The 16,704-nt window shown below is 66.6% G+C and carries 16 protein-coding genes; 10 read left to right on the top strand and 6 right to left on the bottom strand.

Annotated elements, in window-relative coordinates; translation table 11 throughout:
- Positions 1-703: 703 nt before the first annotated feature.
- Complete coding sequence (locus NFV80_RS06330) at positions 704-1,711, top strand: S1/P1 nuclease (RefSeq protein WP_296758156.1); 1,008 nt, start codon at positions 704-706, stop codon at positions 1,709-1,711.
- Between the two features lie 69 nt (positions 1,712-1,780).
- Here the strand turns inward: NFV80_RS06330 and NFV80_RS06325 are convergent, their stop codons facing one another.
- The 5 genes from NFV80_RS06325 to NFV80_RS06305 form a co-directional block, all read right to left on the bottom strand.
- Complete coding sequence (locus tag NFV80_RS06325) at positions 1,781-3,106, bottom strand: TIR domain-containing protein (protein WP_295327543.1); 1,326 nt, start codon at positions 3,104-3,106, stop codon at positions 1,781-1,783.
- A 316-nt stretch (positions 3,107-3,422) separates the two neighbouring features.
- Positions 3,423-3,998 (bottom strand): nucleotidyltransferase family protein, encoded by a 576-nt coding sequence (locus tag NFV80_RS06320; protein ID WP_295327541.1) that lies wholly within the window; start codon positions 3,996-3,998, stop codon positions 3,423-3,425.
- Positions 3,999-4,000: 2 nt separating this feature from the next.
- Complete coding sequence (locus NFV80_RS06315; protein WP_295327539.1) at positions 4,001-5,017, bottom strand: XdhC family protein; 1,017 nt, start codon at positions 5,015-5,017, stop codon at positions 4,001-4,003.
- Between the two features lies 1 nt (position 5,018).
- Positions 5,019-7,217: a xanthine dehydrogenase family protein molybdopterin-binding subunit gene (locus NFV80_RS06310; RefSeq protein WP_295327537.1), complete on the bottom strand. Its 2,199-nt coding sequence runs from the start codon at positions 7,215-7,217 to the stop codon at positions 5,019-5,021.
- 10 nt (positions 7,218-7,227) lie between these two features.
- Positions 7,228-7,686: a (2Fe-2S)-binding protein gene (locus NFV80_RS06305; RefSeq protein ID WP_295327535.1), complete on the bottom strand. Its 459-nt coding sequence runs from the start codon at positions 7,684-7,686 to the stop codon at positions 7,228-7,230.
- A gap of 361 nt (positions 7,687-8,047) precedes the next feature.
- Here NFV80_RS06305 and NFV80_RS06300 point away from each other — a divergent pair, with 361 nt between their 5' ends.
- The 6 genes from NFV80_RS06300 (at position 8,048) to NFV80_RS06275 (ending at position 12,859) form a co-directional block, all read left to right on the top strand.
- Entirely contained in the window at positions 8,048-8,260 is a 213-nt protein-coding gene (locus NFV80_RS06300; RefSeq protein ID WP_295327533.1) for a DUF3079 domain-containing protein, read from the top strand.
- A gap of 129 nt (positions 8,261-8,389) precedes the next feature.
- Positions 8,390-8,854, top strand: a complete 465-nt coding sequence (locus NFV80_RS06295) for a pyridoxamine 5'-phosphate oxidase family protein (RefSeq protein ID WP_295327531.1) — start codon at positions 8,390-8,392, stop codon at positions 8,852-8,854.
- Positions 8,851-10,185: a GAF domain-containing protein gene (locus tag NFV80_RS06290; RefSeq protein WP_295327530.1), complete on the top strand. Its 1,335-nt coding sequence runs from the start codon at positions 8,851-8,853 to the stop codon at positions 10,183-10,185. Before NFV80_RS06295 ends, NFV80_RS06290 begins: the two co-directional genes overlap by 4 nt.
- A 123-nt stretch (positions 10,186-10,308) precedes the next feature.
- On the top strand, positions 10,309-11,262 hold the full coding sequence (locus NFV80_RS06285; protein ID WP_295327528.1) for a thiamine pyrophosphate-dependent dehydrogenase E1 component subunit alpha: 954 nt from the start codon (positions 10,309-10,311) through the stop codon (positions 11,260-11,262).
- 9 nt (positions 11,263-11,271) lie between these two features.
- Positions 11,272-12,240, top strand: coding sequence for a transketolase C-terminal domain-containing protein (locus NFV80_RS06280; RefSeq protein WP_295327526.1), 969 nt, complete (start codon positions 11,272-11,274; stop codon positions 12,238-12,240).
- 31 nt (positions 12,241-12,271) lie between these two features.
- Positions 12,272-12,859 (top strand): c-type cytochrome, encoded by a 588-nt coding sequence (locus NFV80_RS06275; RefSeq protein ID WP_295327524.1) that lies wholly within the window; start codon positions 12,272-12,274, stop codon positions 12,857-12,859.
- 250 nt (positions 12,860-13,109) lie between these two features.
- Here NFV80_RS06275 and NFV80_RS06270 read toward each other — a convergent pair whose 3' ends face one another.
- Positions 13,110-13,532: a bacteriohemerythrin gene (locus tag NFV80_RS06270; protein ID WP_295327522.1), complete on the bottom strand. Its 423-nt coding sequence runs from the start codon at positions 13,530-13,532 to the stop codon at positions 13,110-13,112.
- Positions 13,533-13,988: 456 nt separating this feature from the next.
- Here NFV80_RS06270 and NFV80_RS06265 point away from each other — a divergent pair, with 456 nt between their 5' ends.
- From NFV80_RS06265 to NFV80_RS06255, 3 genes are all read left to right on the top strand, one after another.
- Complete coding sequence (locus NFV80_RS06265) at positions 13,989-15,104, top strand: phosphoserine transaminase (RefSeq protein WP_295327520.1); 1,116 nt, start codon at positions 13,989-13,991, stop codon at positions 15,102-15,104.
- A gap of 41 nt (positions 15,105-15,145) precedes the next feature.
- Entirely contained in the window at positions 15,146-16,318 is a 1,173-nt protein-coding gene (locus NFV80_RS06260; protein ID WP_295327518.1) for a phosphoglycerate dehydrogenase, read from the top strand.
- A gap of 226 nt (positions 16,319-16,544) precedes the next feature.
- On the top strand, positions 16,545-16,703 hold the full coding sequence (locus tag NFV80_RS06255) for a hypothetical protein (RefSeq protein WP_295327516.1): 159 nt from the start codon (positions 16,545-16,547) through the stop codon (positions 16,701-16,703).
- The last annotated feature ends 1 nt before the right edge of the window (position 16,704 follow it).

The following is a 16,704-nucleotide window of genomic DNA, read 5'->3' as shown; positions in this document are numbered from 1 at the left end:
CTTTAGCCCACTACCTCCTCGGTGGCGGGAGGCCGGCTAGATGATTTTCAGGGTCAATCTTCGGAAAAGTCGGTCCTGGCGAGCCGGCAAAAGTAGAACAACAGACTACGGCTTCCAAGGTGTAAGTATGGAAACTCCACTGCCATCAGTCTACGTTGAAACACCCATCGTGAACTATCTTTCTGCACGAGAGTAGTGCCATTCCGGACAGACCCCGATTCTTCTGTCCGGCTAACCGGCGCCTGGGCACTGCGGGCATGCTCTGATACATGACGACGGACGGACTTATCCGACCCAAGAAATGATGCGGCAGTTCTACAAGTGGTCGCGATGAGCCTTGACCCTGCGTTCGAGAGAAGTTCACCCTCGGATCGTGAGGGCCTGATTCCGGCTCCAACTCCGCCACTACCGCCCCCCTTTCGCCACCCGGTCGGTTGACAAGCAAACCGGCATGAACGTCCTTCGGCGGGGCCGTTGGGGCGGACAAGTGAGCGAGTTTTCCGGCGACGAGCTAGGCCAAAGCGAACGAAAGCGACTCAAGAAGGGAGAAGGGTCGGCTTGAAGTCGCGCTTGCGTCATCTCGGGCCGCCCCCCCTGTCTTTCGATCGACCGGAGTGGTAAGGTGCTGCTCCCCGGCCCGAAAGGTTTCGGGAAAGCCCTTTACCTTCGGACGAATCCCTCCAGCACGGGAGATCGAATCATCATGTTGACGACCTGCCTGCGTCTGTTCGTCGCCGCCTGCGTCGGCGCTTTCGCCATTCCCGCCCATGCCTGGGGACCCGGCGGACATCGGACCGTCGGCGCAATCGCCGATGGTCTGCTGGTCGGCACGCACACCGCGGAGCAGGTCAAGGCAGTGCTTGGCGGGCTGACGCTGGCCGACGCAGCGGTCTGGGCGGATTGCGCGAAAGGCGTGTCCACGGACCACGGCTTCCATTATGGCGAAGTCGGTCGATTTCCCGAATGCCGGGGCTTCGAAACCCCGGAAGGCGAAGCGGCAATGGTCGATTTCGTTCGGCGCAACCACGCGAACTGCGTCCTCAGGACGAGCGAGGATTCCTGCCACAAGGAGTACCACTACTCGGACGTCGCCATCCAGCGCGCCGGATATGCGAGCGACGTGACCGGAGCGCGCGCAGACGACATCGTGCACGCCCTGACCGCAGCCATCCTGGTCCTCAAGGGGCAACCCGCGCCAGCGCCTTTCCAGATCAAGGATCGACGGGAGGCGCTGCTGTTGCTGACGCACTACGTCGGCGACATTCACCAGCCGCTGCACGTTGGCGCGATCTATCTGAATGCAGCCGGACGAGCGGTGGACCCCGATCCAGGTCATTTCCGTCCGGCGACCGACACGCGAGGCGGAAATGACCTCCTGCTTTCGCCCGCCGGCGAGAATCTTCACCATCATTGGGACGAGGTGCCGTCGTCGATGAGCGCGAGCAGGATCGGCAATTCCTGGATCACGCTCGCCAGGAGCACGCCGCTGACGCCCGGGCCAGTCGAGGAGTGGCCGGCGAAGTGGGCAAGCGAAACGCTGACGCATACCAGGCAGGCACTGCAGCCGCTCAAGTTCGGAGCAAAGCGCGGGACCGCCTGGAGCGTCACCCTGCCGCCAGACTACGAAACCACCATGAATTCGATCAAGAAGGCGGAGTTGATCCAGGCAGGGGCGCGTCTCAGCCAGATCCTCGAAGCAATCTGGCCATAGCGCTTCGCCGGACGGACATTCCGTCGGCCCCTGTCCGCCCGCTGTGGGATCGGGCCGCGACCGGTGTCGTCACTGCCTCGCCTCGCTGCGCTTCGCCGTCCAGGTGGCACTGTCACCGCGATTCGATGCAGTCAGCCCGTTGGTCATCGAGGTGTGCGAGGAATCGAGAACCGCGGTGTAGGTCCCCTCGACACCATCGGCGTAACGCAGCACGAACATGATCCTTGTGCCCGCGACCTCGCTGCGCACGATCCGTCCCGGAGCCTCGGAATTCCAATCCACACGCCCCGTCAGCCTCGGGGGCTGGCCTTGCACGGTAGTGACTCCGATGCGCAACAAGCCGTCGGCTGTCGTGCCGTTCGGGCTGCGCTGGGTGATCTTCCATACTCCCGCCACGCTGAGACTTTCGCCAGCCGCCGCCACCGAGCCACTCGAGGACGGTGGCGGCGTCGGCGTGTCCCGGGTCACAGGCTTTTTCTCTTTTCCCTCGCCCTGCGCCGAAGCAGCCGTTGCAGCATCCGAAGGCGGATTCCCCGCCAGACTCTTCTCCGCCGCCGAATGGGCGCCGCCGGCCTCGCCTGGCGCTGTAGCCCCGGGGGTCGCAACCTGCGGCCCCGATTGTGCCTTCTCGTCAGCCAACCCTACGGAAACGAAGATCGTCACCGGGTCCGTCTTCGCGACGTTCGTGCCCGCGTGGGGTTCGGTGCGAACCACCCGCCCTGCCCCGAACTCTGCACTGGGCAGCACCTCTTCGTGAACGCTCTTGAACCCGTCCCTGGCCAGAATGTCGCGCGCCATTTCGGCGGGCTTGCCTTCGAGATGCGGCACGACAATTTTTCCGACACCGATCGTGACCGCAAGGCCGGCGTACACGAGGCCGCCGATGACCGCCGCGGCGACCGCGGCCGTGATTGCGGTGTGCCTCTTGCGGCGCGAGCTCACGACACCTTCAAGGCTCTTGAGCAACAGCGACACATCGGAATCCCACGCGCTGTCGCGCAGTTCGCGCGCATTGCGGCCAGCGAGATCCTGCAGTTCCTCCGGAAGCTCTTCGCGCAGGGGCAGCGACGCGCCCTGGACCAGGACGGGGACTACGCGAATTCCACGGCGCAGCAGGATTCCGACCTCGGTGCGCACCCAATCGTCCGAATTCTCGAACCGCCGCACCCCCTGCTCCGTCTGCGCGTTCACCCAGTTCCGCCCGATGACGACCAGCGCCACCTTGCAGGAGTCGAGCGCGCGCTCGATCACCTTGGCAAACTCCTCGCCGTCGGGGATGTCATCCACATCCTGAAAGACGACGTCGTCGCCGAAGTGCGCGCGCAGCCGGTCGCGCAGGCGACCCGCGTGGCCCGAAGCGTCCGACCGCCGGTAGCTGATGAAAATCTGCGCCAAGACGTCCCTTCCCGTGCATGCCGTGGTGGCGTGCCGCCCAGCATCCACGGGGCACGGCCGGCCTCCCGAGCATGCAAAAAGTATCGCTGACGCCGCGTGCAGGTGTCAATCGCCGATCCTGGCCGATCCTGGCCGATCTTGGAGCGGCATGCGTCTCCCAATGCCGTACGGCCCAGGCACTGCGGGCCACGGCACGCCGGCATCGGTTTGTCGCAGGTCGCCGCAAGAGTCGGTGCGGACGCAACGGCAGCAAGTGTCCTCGCCATCGCTGCCAGGCGCAGTGGTGCATTGGGCGCGCACGCACCGCCGGGTGCCGTCACCGTCCTCCGATCATCTGCCCTCTGGAATCGATGTCCCGGATCACCGCCCGATCGTCGACAGCCAGTAAATGCGGTTCCTCCGGCCCGCGCTGCCAGACAGACCGGCCGCCGGTATCGCCTTCGAGGTTTCGCAGGCGTTCGTACCACCCGGCAGCAAAGCCCACCGGATGCCCGCGCGATCCCTCGTACACCGGCGCTGCAAGGGAGTGTCCCTGTGCGATCGCCTGCGCAATCAGGCGATGGGTTGCCGGCGCGATGAACGGCATGTCGCCGAGGGCGATCAGCCAGCCGTCGGCAGCCGGCGCCGCCCGCACCCCGGCGGCCAGACTGTGCCCCATGCCTTGCGCGGCATCCGGGGCAACGAGGATCTCGCAACCGGTTTCGGCGAGCAGGTCGGCCAATCTGTCGTCGCCCTCGCGGGTGACGGCGATGACGCGCTCGACGGCGGCGCGCAGCGAGCGGGCCGCGGCGACGCCGATCGGGGTGCCGTCGGCGAGCGGATGCAGCAGCTTGTCGCCGCCGAAGCGGCTGCCGCTGCCGGCGGCGAGCAGGATGCCGACGATGCCGCCCATCTTCAGCCGATGCGGCAGCCCGTGCCTGCCGGGGGCGGCGCCTCGACCGCGTTTGCCGGCGGGCCAAAGCGGGCGGCGGCGCCGTTCTTCACCGCCGTCATTTCCGCCACGATGGCGACGGCGATTTCGGGCGGCGTGCGGCTGCCGATGGGCAGGCCGACAGGGCCGTGCAAGCGGGCGATTTCGCCCTCCGTGAGGTCGAAGTATTGCCGCAGCCGCTGCCGGCGGCTGGCGTTGCTGGCGCGCGAGCCCAGCGCGCCGACGTAGAAGGCCGGCGATTTGAGCGCCTCCAGCAGCGCCAGGTCGTCGAGGCGGGGGTCGTGGGTGAGTGCGACGACGGCGCTGCGGGGGTCGAGGGCGAGTTCGACGACCACGTCGTCCGGCATGCCGGGAAGCAGATCGGCACCGGCCACGTCCCATTCCGCGCTGTATTCGACGCGCGGGTCGCAGACCAGCACGCGGTAACCGAGGGTCTGCGCGAGCGGAGCGAGGAAGCGGGAGATCTGGCCGGCGCCGATGAGCAGCAGGCGCCAGGCCGGGCCATGCACGGTAACCAGGCGCTGGCCATCCCAGGCCACGGCGTCGGCCGGGCTGCCGGAGCCGACGAAGGCGCTGCCGCGGGCGAGGTCCACGGTGCGCCGGGCGAGCTGCCCCGCGCCGATGCGAGTGGCGAGTTCTTCCAGGCCGGCGGGGTCCGGCGCCGGCTCGATGACCAGTTCCAGCGTGCCGCCGCAGGGCAGGCCGAAGCGCCGGGCTTCTTCGGCGGTGACGCCGTAGCGCGCCACGCGCGCGGCAGTGCCGGCGAATTCGCCGGCGCCCATGCGCGCGATGAGGTCGTCCTCGATGCAACCACCCGAGACCGAACCCTGGACCAGGCCGTCGTCGCGCAGCACCATCCAGGCTCCTGGCGGGCGCGGGGCGGAGCCCCAGGTGCGGGCCACGGTGACGAGTGCGAAGCGGTGCCCGGCGGCCGCCCAGCGACGGGCGGCGTCGAGCAGCTGCGAGTCCGGTCCGTCCACCTCAGGCGGCCAGTTCGGCGGTGCGCAGCGGCAGCCGGGTCAGGGCCTTGCCCGTGGCCGCCAGGATGGCATTCACGACGGCCGGCGCCAGCGGCGGCACGCCCGGTTCGCCGATGCCCGTAGGCGGCGCGGCGGACGGTACGATGTACACTTCCACCAGCGGCATTTCGTTGATGCGCAGCAACGGGTAGTTGCCGAAGTTGTCCTGCTCCACCTGCCCTTCCTTGAGCGTGACTTCGCCGTGGAGGACGGCCGAGAGGGCGAAGCCGACGCCGCCTTCGACCTGCGCGCGGATGTTGTCCGGGTTGATGGCGATGCCGCAATCGACAGCAGCGACGATGCGGTCGACCCGCACGCCGCCGTCCCTGGCAACGGTCACCTCCGCCACCTCGGCGACGTAGGAGTGGAAGGATTCATGCACGGCGACGCCGCGGCCACGCCGCTCGCCGGCCATGCCAGGTTGCAGCGGCGTGCCCCAGCCGGCTTTCTCGGCGGCCAGCTTGAGGACACCGGCGTGACGGGGATGGCCAGCGAGCAGTTCGAGGCGCAGAGCCACCGGGTCCTTGCCCACGGCGGCGGCCACCTGGTCGAGGAAGGCTTCGCTCGATAAGGCGGTATGCGAGGAGCCCACCGAGCGCCACCAGAGCACCGGCACACCAATGTCGGTGGGCGTGTGCAGATCCACCGTGAGGTTGGGGACGGCGTAGGGAAGGTTCGCCGCTCCCTCGACCGAGACGGCATCGATGCCATTCCGGACCATGGCCTTCTCGAAAGGGGAGCCGATGAGGATCGACTGCCCGACCAGGCGGTGGCGCCAGCCGGTGAGCTGGCCGTCGGCGTCGATGGCCGCTGCCAGCGAATGATGGAAGAGCGGACGATAGTAGCCGGCGCGCATGTCGTCCTCGCGCAGCCAGACCAGCTTGACCGGCGCCCGGCCATCGATCGCCCGCACGATGGCGGCGGCTTCGAGCACGTAGTCGGAATCCTTGCTGGCGCGGCGGCCGAAGCTGCCACCGGCGTAGAGGGTATGGATGCGCACCTGCTCCGGCCGGAGACCGAAGAAGCGGGCGAGAGCGTGCTGGTCTCCGGTCTGCATCTGCTCGCCGTTCCACACCTCGCAGCCGTCGGCGCTCAGGCGGATGACGCAGTTCATGGGCTCCATAGCGGCGTGGGCGAGATAGGGAACGTCATAGCTCGCCCGCACCACCCTGGCTGCCCGGGCGAAGGCGGCTTCCGCATCGCCCGTGCGGCGGGCCACCTGACCGGGAGTCCGGGCGAGTTCCCGGTAGCGTGCAAGGATTTCGGCGCTGCCCAGCTTGCACGCATTGCTCTCGTCCCAGACGACGGTCAGGAGATCGCGGCCCTTCTTGGCCGACCAGGTGTCGATGGCAAGCACGGCGACGCCCTGGGGAATCTGCACCACGTCCACGACGCCCTTCACTGCCCGGGCGCGAGCGACGTCGAAGGATTTCACCGTGGCCCCGAAACGCGGCGGATGTGCCACCACGGCCACCAGCATGCCGGGCAGGAAGACATCCTGGGTGAATTGCGCCTTGCCGCTGGTCTTGTCGACGGAATCCAGGCGGTTGGCACGCTTGCCGATCAGGCGAAAATTGCTGGGGTCCTTGAGAAAGACCCGGGCCGGCACCTGCTCCGCCGCCGCAGCCCGGGCGAGCTGGCCGAAAGTGGCGCGGCGCCGGGAGGGCGGATGACTGACGACGCTCTCGCGCACCACGATCTCAGCGGCCGCCACCTGCCACTCGCGGGCAGCCGCGCTGACCAGCATGGCGCGGCCGGTGGCGCCGGCCTTGCGCATCTGCTCCCAGGAGTTGGCCATGGCGGTGCTGCCGCCAGTGCCCTGCGCGTCGCCCCAGAAGAGATTGTTGTAACGCCGGGCGTCGGCCGGGGCGCCTTCGACGCGGACGGTCTGCCAGTCGGCGTCCAGTTCCTCCGCCAGCAGGGTGGCCAGGCCGGTGTAGGTGCCCTGCCCCATTTCCAGATGCTTGGAGAGGACGGTGACGGTGTTGTCGGTGCCGATGCGCAGGAAGGCGTTGGGCGCGAAGGTCGCCGCTGCCGGCGGCCCGCCGCCCGCGCGAACGGCAGCAGCCCCGGCGGCGGGCAGGACGAAGCCGAGGGTAAGGCCGGCGCTGCCCCGCAGGAAGCGGCGACGGCTGAGGTTGGCGATGCCGATCCCGGTCATTCTCGTCTCCTCACGCCAGCGCCCTGGCGGCCTCGTGTATGGCAGCGCGGATGCGCTGGTACGTGGCACAACGACACAGGTTGCCGGCCATCGTCTCGTCGATGTCGGCGTCGGTCGGCTGGCGGTTCGCGGCGAGCAGTGCCACGGCACTCATGATCTGCCCCGACTGGCAGTAGCCGCACTGGACCACGTCCAGCTTTCGCCAGGCATCCTGCACTGCCTGGCCAATGCGCTGCTGGTCCACCGCCTCGATGGTGATCACCTGGCGACCGGCGACCGAGGAAACGGGAATGACACAGGCGCGCGTCGGCACGCCGTCCACATGCACCGTACAGGCACCGCAGAGAGCCACGCCACAGGCGTACTTGGTACCGGTGAGATGAAGGGTGTCGCGCAGCACCCAGAGCAGCGGGGTATCGGGAGCCACGTCGACCTGGCAGGGTTTGCCGTTGATGTTGAGCTGGATCATGGGGGGAACTCCGTCGGGGGGATGCAGCCGTGGAACCGGCAGTCGGGCGGCAAGTCGAAAAGACGTCGTCGCATCAGGCGTGAGCTTCCACCGAAATGCCGCCCTTGGCAAGCAGCGTGGACAGCGGCGCCGCAAGGTGCAGGCACCCGATCGACGGACCAGCGCATCCAGACTTGCGTGCCGCAGCGCACGCGAAGCCGCGAACCGCGCGCTGCAGGTCGATGTCCTGGCCGTGCCTGACGTTGGCGCCCGAGCTGCGCAATCGGGGCGATAATCACGCACCGTGTCGCCGACGCGGCTGGACTGGTACACCGGCTGTCGGCCGCTGCGGTACCCGTACGAACGGCAGGAGGAATCTGCGATGAAAAAGCGCTTTCCGCTCCACCCGAAACATCCCGAGCGCGTCTGCTGGGGCTGCGACTCCTATTGCGCCACCGATTCGATGCGTTGCGGCAACGGGTCGGACCGTACGCAGCACCCGGCCGAATTGCTCGGTGACGACTGGTATGCCCACGGTGACTGGGACCTCGATGACACGGGCGGCGGCAATCCGCCTGCGGCGGGAGCGAAGTAGAACCTTGCGTGAGAGCACTCGAACCGCTCGCCAGGCGTTGGCGGATTTCCGGTTATCCCTGGCACGGCAGGGGAACGATACTCGCGGGATGGGGGCGAATCCTCCCGTCCCGCTTCTTTCGGGGGAAACATGCTGGACCAGGAACACGCGGCTTTCATCCAGACCGGGGTGAGCGTCAATCTCGCCTCGTGCGACGCCGACGGTCTCGGGTCGATGATCCGTGGGCTGGCGTGCAAGGTGCTCGACGACGGTCGCGTTGCCATCTTCGTGCAACGAACGCCCTGCCGGGATCTGCTTGCCAACGTCGAACGCAGCGGGAACGTGGCGAGTGTCTTCAGCCAGCCGTCCACGCACCGCACTCTGCAACTCAAGGGCCGGGACGCACGGATCACCACCGTCGATCCGTGCGATCTGGCGATCATCCGTCGCCATACCGACGAGTTCGTCCAGGAAGTGGTGCCGCTCGGCGTCCCCGAGGCGATCATCCGCACCGTATACACCTGCGACCCGCTCGATCTGGCGGCAGTGGTGTTCACCCCGTGCGCCGTTTTCATCCAGACGCCGGGCCCGAGGGCTGGCGAAGCAGTGGCATGACTCCGCGCCTGGAAACCATCCGCGAGTGCCTGGACGGCGTCATTCCCGGTCTCATCGCCACCAGCGACCGCGAGGGAATGCCGAATCTCGCGTATCTCTCGCAAGTGCAGTTCATCGACAACGAGCACGTCGCACTGACCTACCAGTTCTTCAACACGACGCGGCAGAACGTCCTTGGCGGATCGCCGGTACGCCTGCTGCTCAGCAGCCACCTGACCGGGGCCCAGTACCGCCTGACCCTGCAATACCTGCGTACCGAGACTGCCGGGCCCATCTTCGAGCAGATGAAGGCAAAGCTCGCGGGCATCGCCTCGCATTTCGGCATGACCGGAGTATTCCGGCTGCTCGGCTCGGACATCTACCGCGTGCTGGCGATCGAGCCGATTCCGGGACCGACTCTGGCGCCACCGCCGCCGGTCAACTACCTGACGGCTCTGCGCCGCGCCAACCGGCACCTCGCCGGCTGCGGCAATCTGGCCGCCCTGCTGGAGACGGCACTTGCTTCGCTGGCTGACGAATTCGGCATCGCTCACGTCATGCTGCTGATGCATGACGAGGGCCGGGGGCGACTGTACACGCTGGCCAGCCGCGGCTATGCTCAGTCCGGCGTCGGATCGGAGATTCCCGTTGGCGCGGGCGTCATCGGCATTTGTGCGCGCGAGCGCACGCCGATCCGCATCGGCTTCATGGCTGCTGAATACAGCTACGGACGCACGGTGCGCGACGGGCTCGCCGCCGACGGGCAGGCGGATGCGCTGGAAACGGCCATTCCCCTGCCCGGCCTGCCGGAGGCGCGCAGCCAGCTCGCCGTGCCGATCACCGCCATCGATCGCCTGCTCGGAGTGCTCTACGTGGAGAGCGTCGCCGATCTGCATTTCGGCTACGACGACGAAGATGCGCTGGTCGCGTTCGCCGCGCAATTGGGCCTGGCGATTCTTCATCATCAGCACGCCGACGATCTGGCGGACGAGACTCCGCCTGTCGACGAGGCGGCGCCGACGCCGGCCGGTCCACCCCTGGTCGTGCGCCATTTTGCCGCCAATGACAGCGTCTTCATCGACGACGACTACCTGATCAAGGGCGTCGCCGGCGCCATCCTCTGGGCGCTGCTCAGCGACTTCGTCGAGCGGCGGCGTACCGGCTTCACCAACAAGGGGCTGCGCGTCGATCCCCGCATCCGCCTGCCGGGAGTGAGCGACAACCTGGAAGCGCGGCTCGTCCTCCTGCAGCGACGCCTGGAAGAGCGCGCCGCCGGCGTGCGCATCGACAAGAGCGGCAGGGGGCGGTTCACGCTTTCGGTGGCACGACCGCTGCAACTCGTTGAAGGCTGAGGGAACGGCTTTTCTTAAATCTTCATTCAGCGCTTCTTAAAAGAAGGCTAAGCGGGCTTTTCCCGTCTTGTGCGGATTTCCACGCAGCCTAGACTTGCTTCCGTGACAACCACGGGAGCAAGAATGAACGCCACGCCAAGCAATCCGCGCCTGCTCGAACAGATGCTTCTCGTTCGCGCCTACGAAGAGGCCATCGTCGCCGGCAGCGCGGCCGGCCAGGTGCCTGGCACCTGCACCTCGGTCGGTCAGGAGGCTGCCGCCGTCGGCGTGGTCAACGCCCTTTCGGCAGACGACCTGATCCTCACCAACCACCGCAGCGCCGGCCATCTGCTCGCTCGCGGCGCCGATCCCGGCCGCCTCCTGGCCGAGGTGATGGGCCGCCGCGATGGCTACTGCGGCGGCCGCAGCGGTTCCCTGCACATTTCGGTCAAGGAGCTGGGAGTCGTCCTCACCTCGACCATCGTCGGCGCCGAGCTGTCGCTGGCTACCGGTGTTGCCCTCTCCCGGACCATGCTCGGCCAACCCGGGATCGTAGCCTGTTTCTTCGGCGACGGGGCTGCCTGCGAAGGCAGCTTCCACGAATCGCTGAACCTCGCCGCCCTGTGGAAGCTGCCCGTTCTCTACGTTTGCGAGAACAACCACTGGCAGGCCTTCGTTCATCGGCGCGAGGCGATCGGCCACGAGCACGTCGCCGACTGGGCGGCGGGCTATCGCATCGTGGCCCGCACCGTCGACGGCAACGACGTCGATGCAGTTCTCGCGGCGGCGAGCGAAGCGGCGGCCCGGGTGCGCGAAAGCGGCCAGCCGTTTCTGCTGGAAACCTATACGTACCGCACCCGTGGCCATTTCGAGCCGGACGACCAGGGCTACGTCGACGCCGCGGAACTGGCGGCCTGGCGGGCGCGAGACCCGATCGCCCGGTACCGCGAGCGCCTGCTCGACGCGGGCATGCTCACTGCTGCCGAGGCGGACGAGCTGGCGGCGCGGGTGACAAGCCGTATCGCGGCGGCCCGCGCCTTCGCCGACGCCTCCCCCTACCCGTCCGCCGCCGATCTGGCGAGCGGCGTCTATGCCTGAGGAAATACCATGCCCACCCTGACCCTTCACGATGCCGTCGGCGCTGCCCTTGCCGAGGAAATGCGCCGCGATGGCAGCGTCCTCGTCTTCGGCGAGGGCGTCGCCACCAAGCGTCACGACCTGCTGACCGAGTTCGGCGCCCTGCGCGTGCGCAATACGCCGCTCGCCGAGGGAATCATCGCCGGCACGGCGGTGGGGGCCGCCGGCACCGGCCTGCGCCCGGTGATCGACCTGCTCTTCGCCCCTTTCCTCTGCTATGCCATGGACGAACTGGTCAATAGTGCCGGCAAGCTGCGCTACCTGTCGGGCGGACAGTTTTCCTTTCCGCTCGTCACCCTGGCGATGACCGGTGCGGGCTGGGGAGTCGGCGCCCAGCACAATCACAATCTCGAGGCCTGGTTCGTCCACAGCCCCGGCCTCAAGGTGGTGATGCCGAGCAATCCCGCCGATGCCAAGGGTCTGCTCAAGGCGGCCATCCGCGACGACAACCCGGTGCTCTTCTTCCTTGACATCGGTCTTCTCTACCAGCCCGGCGAGGTGCCGGAACAGGAGGCGGTGGTGCCGCTCGGGCAGGCGGCGGTGGCACGGGAAGGCCGCGACGTGACGCTCGTCTCATACGGCAAGACCGTGCAGCACTGCCTGCAGGCCGCCGACTCGCTGGCGGCAGCCGGCATCGCCGCCGAAGTCATCGACTTGAGGAGCCTGAAACCCCTCGACACCGGCATCGTTCTCGCCTCGGTGACCAGGACCGGCCGCCTGCTGGTGGTGCACGAGGCCAATCGCCTGTGCGGCGTCGGCGCCGAGACCGCCGCCGTGGTGGCGGAGGAGGCCTTTGCCGCGCTCAAGGCTCCGATCGTCCGCCTGGGCGGGCCCGACGCCCCGGTGGCCGCCAGTTTCCCCCTGGAACAGGCGTTCGTACCCCGGCCGGAAGCGATCGTATCGGCCGCCGAACGGCTGTGTCGGCATCATTCCGCATGACTTTTCCCAACAAACGTCCAAGGAGCCAGCAATGCAGCACAACTTCCCGGCATCACTTCGCACCTCCGCCGCCATCGCGGCAACCCTGATCGCGACCGGCGCTCTCGCCGGCGAGCGCGACGCGCAGATCAGGCGCGGCGCCTTCCTGGTAGCCAGCGGCGACTGCGTGACCTGCCACACACCGTTCCGGATGGGAGCGAACGGCCCGGAAAAGGACCTGGCGCGTGGCCTCTCCGGCCACCCCGAAGACGTGAAACTGCCGCCGCCACCGAAACTGGATGCGGCCTGGAACTGGGCCGGCTCGGCCACCATGACCGCCTTCGTCGGTCCCTGGGGAACGAGCTATGCGGCCAATCTGACGCCGGACCGGGAAACCGGAATCGGCGCCTGGAGCGAAAAGGAGTTCATCCGGGCAATGCGCGCCGGCAAGCACATGGGGGTGGCCCGGCCGATCATGCCGCCGATGCCGTGGCAGGCGATCGGGCAGTTGCCGGACGCGGATCTGCGCGCCCTGTTCGCCTATCTCCAGTCGCGCCCCGCAGTAAAGAACCGGGTTCCCGACTACGTCCCTCCAACCGGGGCGGCAGCCGGGGCAGCGGGCAGCAAGTCACCCTCGTGAACGCCGCCGGGGTCCGCCTCCCGGTGCAGCTGCGCTTCGGGGCTTTGCTCGGACAAAGACTTGCCCCTCGCAGGTCGCGGCCATCGCCGACGTCGGCATGGTCGGGCGCGTGCCCGGCAGCCTGATCGAGAACGCCATGCGCCACACGCCGTCAGGCGGCGCCGTCCGGGTGGATGAGGAGGCGGCCGACGGCGGCCGGTGCCCTGACGATGCCACAGGTCGAGTCGACGAGCACGTCGTCGTTCGATGGTCAGGATCGGGCCAATGGCGCCTCCATCACTTGCGAAAGATAGGAACCCAGTCGCAAGTCGGCGGTAAGAATGTGCTCGCTCAGCCAGCGCTCCAGGTATTCGATTTGCTGGTCCATCATCACCATGTCCCCGTGCAGGATTTCCCGTTGCAGATCCCTGGCGCTCCTGATCAAATCCTGGTGTTCCGCCTGGTGCGCTTCCGTTTCCCCGTAACGATGCTTCAGCATCAGCCGCTCCTCGTGGCTGAAGTGCCAGACGGTGCAATTGATCAGCTCTTCCAGCGTCGCTGCCACGTAATCCGCAGAGTCGCCCTCGATCACGGCACGATTGAGCAGGTTGAAAATGTTCAACAACCTGCGATGATCCTGATCAATTTCGTCGACGCCGACGCTCAGTATCTCGTCCCAGACCACATCCTTCATCTTTCTTCTCCCATTTGACGTAACACACCTGGCGAGCCGGGTTGGCAAACGGCAACCGTACTCGGCTCGGCACACATCGCCGCCATCGCTGCTGTCGCCACCTGCCAGCGCAAGACACGATCGATTGATCTGGTACCCGCTCAGTGGACGCGAAGAGACGAGGAGCGGTCTCCACAGCCGGGCGGACGGGATGCGAGTCGATCGCAACGCCGCCTTCGCAAACTCCGGCGAGTAACTCCGATTCACCCTCTTCCTGTCGCACCGCCACAAGCTCAAGATACCATACCTCGTGACGGCCATTTTTTGCGTACCAGATCATCTTGCCGTGGCGGAGAGCGCGGCTGTGGCGGTGTCCATGCCGCCCCCGGGAGTTATAATCGCGGGCTTGTTCCATGCACGCTGGTGAACGTTTGCGGAAACGCCAGCTCCCGGTCTTTTTCCCAGATAGAGGCAACCATGCAACCCACGGCAAAACCCAAGAACCCCAATTTCTCGTCCGGTCCGTGCAGCAAGCGGCCAGGCTATGACGTCAACGCGCTGCAGCTCGACACCCTCGGTCGCTCGCACCGCTCGGCGCTTGGCAAGAAGGCACTTGGGCTGGCGTGTTCGGAAACTGCGCGCGTCCTCGGCCTGCCCGAGGGCTATCGCGTCGGCGTCGTGCCGGGATCGGACACCGGTGCCGTGGAGATGGCGATGTGGTCACTGCTCGGTCAGCGCGGTGTCGACGTCCTCGCCTGGGAATCGTTTGGCTCAGGCTGGGCGACGGACGTCGTAAAGCAGCTCAAGCTCGCTAATGCGAGGGTGCTGAAAGCCGACTATGGCGACATCGTCGACTTTTCGCAGGTGAATTTCGCGAACGACGTGGTGTTCACCTGGAACGGTACGACGTCGGGCGTGCGGGTGCCGAACGGCGACTGGATCCCCGACGATCGTGCCGGTCTGACGATCTGCGACGCCACTTCGGCAGTCTTCGCGATGGCGCTGCCCTGGGAAAAACTCGATGTCGTGACCTTCTCCTGGCAGAAGGTGCTCGGCGGCGAGGGCGCGCACGGGATGCTGGTTCTCGGTCCGCGTGCCGTCGCTCGTCTCGAGAGTTACAGCCCGCCGTGGCCACTGCCCAAAGTGTTCCGCCTGACTTCGGGCGGCAAGCTGAGCGAGGGCATCTTCCGCGGCGAGACGATCAACACTCCTTCGATGCTATGCGTCGCCGATTATCTCGATGCCCTGCAGTGGATCGAGGCAATCGGTGGCGTACCGGCGGCGATCGCGCGCAGCGAGGCGAATCTGGCCGTGATCGCCGACTTCGTCGCCGCCAATGACTGGATTTCCTTCCTGGCCAGGGATCCCGCGACACGCTCGAACACCAGCGTCTGCCTCAGCGTGCGGCTCGACGCGGAACAGGTCAAGAAGATGGTCAAGCTGCTCGAGGCCGAGCGGGTGGCCTTCGACGTGGGATCGTACAAGGACGCGCCGGCCGGCATTCGCATCTGGTGCGGCGCAACTGTCGAGACCGCCGACCTGCAGGCGCTGATGCCCTGGCTTGCCTGGGCGTACGAGCAGGTCGCAGCCTGACGCTCCTTCCACGCCAAGCACCCTATGTGAGTCACATTGCCATGTACAAGGTCAGAACCTACAACAAGATTTCGGTGAAGGGTCTCGATCGCTTCCCGCGTCAGACCTATGAAGTCGGTAGCGACATCGCGCATCCCGATGCTTTCCTCCTGCGCAGCCAGAAACTCCAGGGCATCGAAGTTCCCGCCTCGCTGCTGGCGGTCGCACGCGCCGGCGCCGGGGTCAATAACGTGCCGGTTGCCGACTACGGCAAACAGGGCATCGTCGTCTTCAACACCCCGGGGGCCAATGCCAATGCCGTCAAGGAACTGGTGATGGCGGGCATGCTGCTGAGCGCACGCGGCATCGTCGACGGCATGAACTATGTCCAGTCGCTGGCCGGGATCGCCGATGCTGCCGAGATGTCGGCCCTCGTCGAAAAGGCCAAGTCGCGCTTTGCCGGCCACGAGTTGCGGGGCAAGACGCTGGGTATCGTCGGCCTTGGCGCGATCGGATCGATGGTCGCCGACATGGCGCTGGCGATGGGAATGACGGTAATCGGCTTCGACCCGGTGCTGTCGATCGATGCCGCCTGGCGATTGTCGAACGAAGTCGGCCGCATGGAGAACCTGCAATCGCTGCTCGCCCGCTCCGACTACATTTCGCTGCACGTACCGGCGATCGATGCCACGCGTCACATGATCAACGACGACACCTTGGCCGTCATCCGGCAGGATGCCGTGCTGCTCAACTTTGCCCGCGATGCGATCGTCAATCCGGCAGCAGTGCTGCGCAGCCTCGACAGCGGACGGCTCGGCAAGTACGTCTGCGATTTCCCCGAACCCGTGCTGCTCGGCAAGCCGAACATCATTGCCATGCCGCACATCGGCGCCAGTACCGAAGAGTCCGAGGAGAACTGCGCGGTGATGGCCGCCAACCAACTGGTCGACTATCTGGAAAACGGCAACATCGTAAACTCGGTGAACTTCCCGAAAATCGGCATGGAGCGTAGCCCGGGCAGTTCGCGGATCACTTTCGCGAACGACAACGTTTCCGGCGTCCTCGGTCGTGTCCTGTCGATCCTCGCCGACAACCAGGTCAACGTCGTCGACATGGTGAACAAGAGCCGCGGCGAACTCGCCTTCAACATCATGGACGTCGAGCGGGCACCCGGCGCTGAAGTGATCGACGCCATCCGCGCGGTCGAGCACGTGATCCGGGTGCGGGTGATCTGAGCCGAATCAGCGGCAACGGCGAGCCAGCTGGGCTCGCCGGCCACGCAGCAGCCGGCAAACGGGGTGTGGGCGAAGCAGCAGTTCTCAAGGTTCTTCGTGCAACGGCTTGTGGCGAGCGAAGTCGCCATCGGCAGCCGGAACCATGCCGGACGAAGCGGGTCACAAAACCAGGTAGGCTGGCTGCCGCCAGGCTGGGCTGCCAAGCGCACCGAATATCGGGAATGTCATGGACTACCAACCGTTCGCAAGCTTGAGCTGGCACGAATTTGCCATCGTGCTTTTCGCTCTGCTGCTGGCTTTCGTCTTCGCGCTGGTGATTCGTCAGAACCAGAAGGACTACCTCGACATCGTCGCCTGGGTAAATGAGGAGAAGCCAGGCGGATAGG

Source organism: Accumulibacter sp., from assembly GCF_023806565.1.
GTDB lineage: Bacteria > Pseudomonadota > Gammaproteobacteria > Burkholderiales > Rhodocyclaceae > Accumulibacter.
Note: the sequence above shows the minus strand (reverse complement) of the source record. Positions and strands in the feature narration are given on the sequence as shown.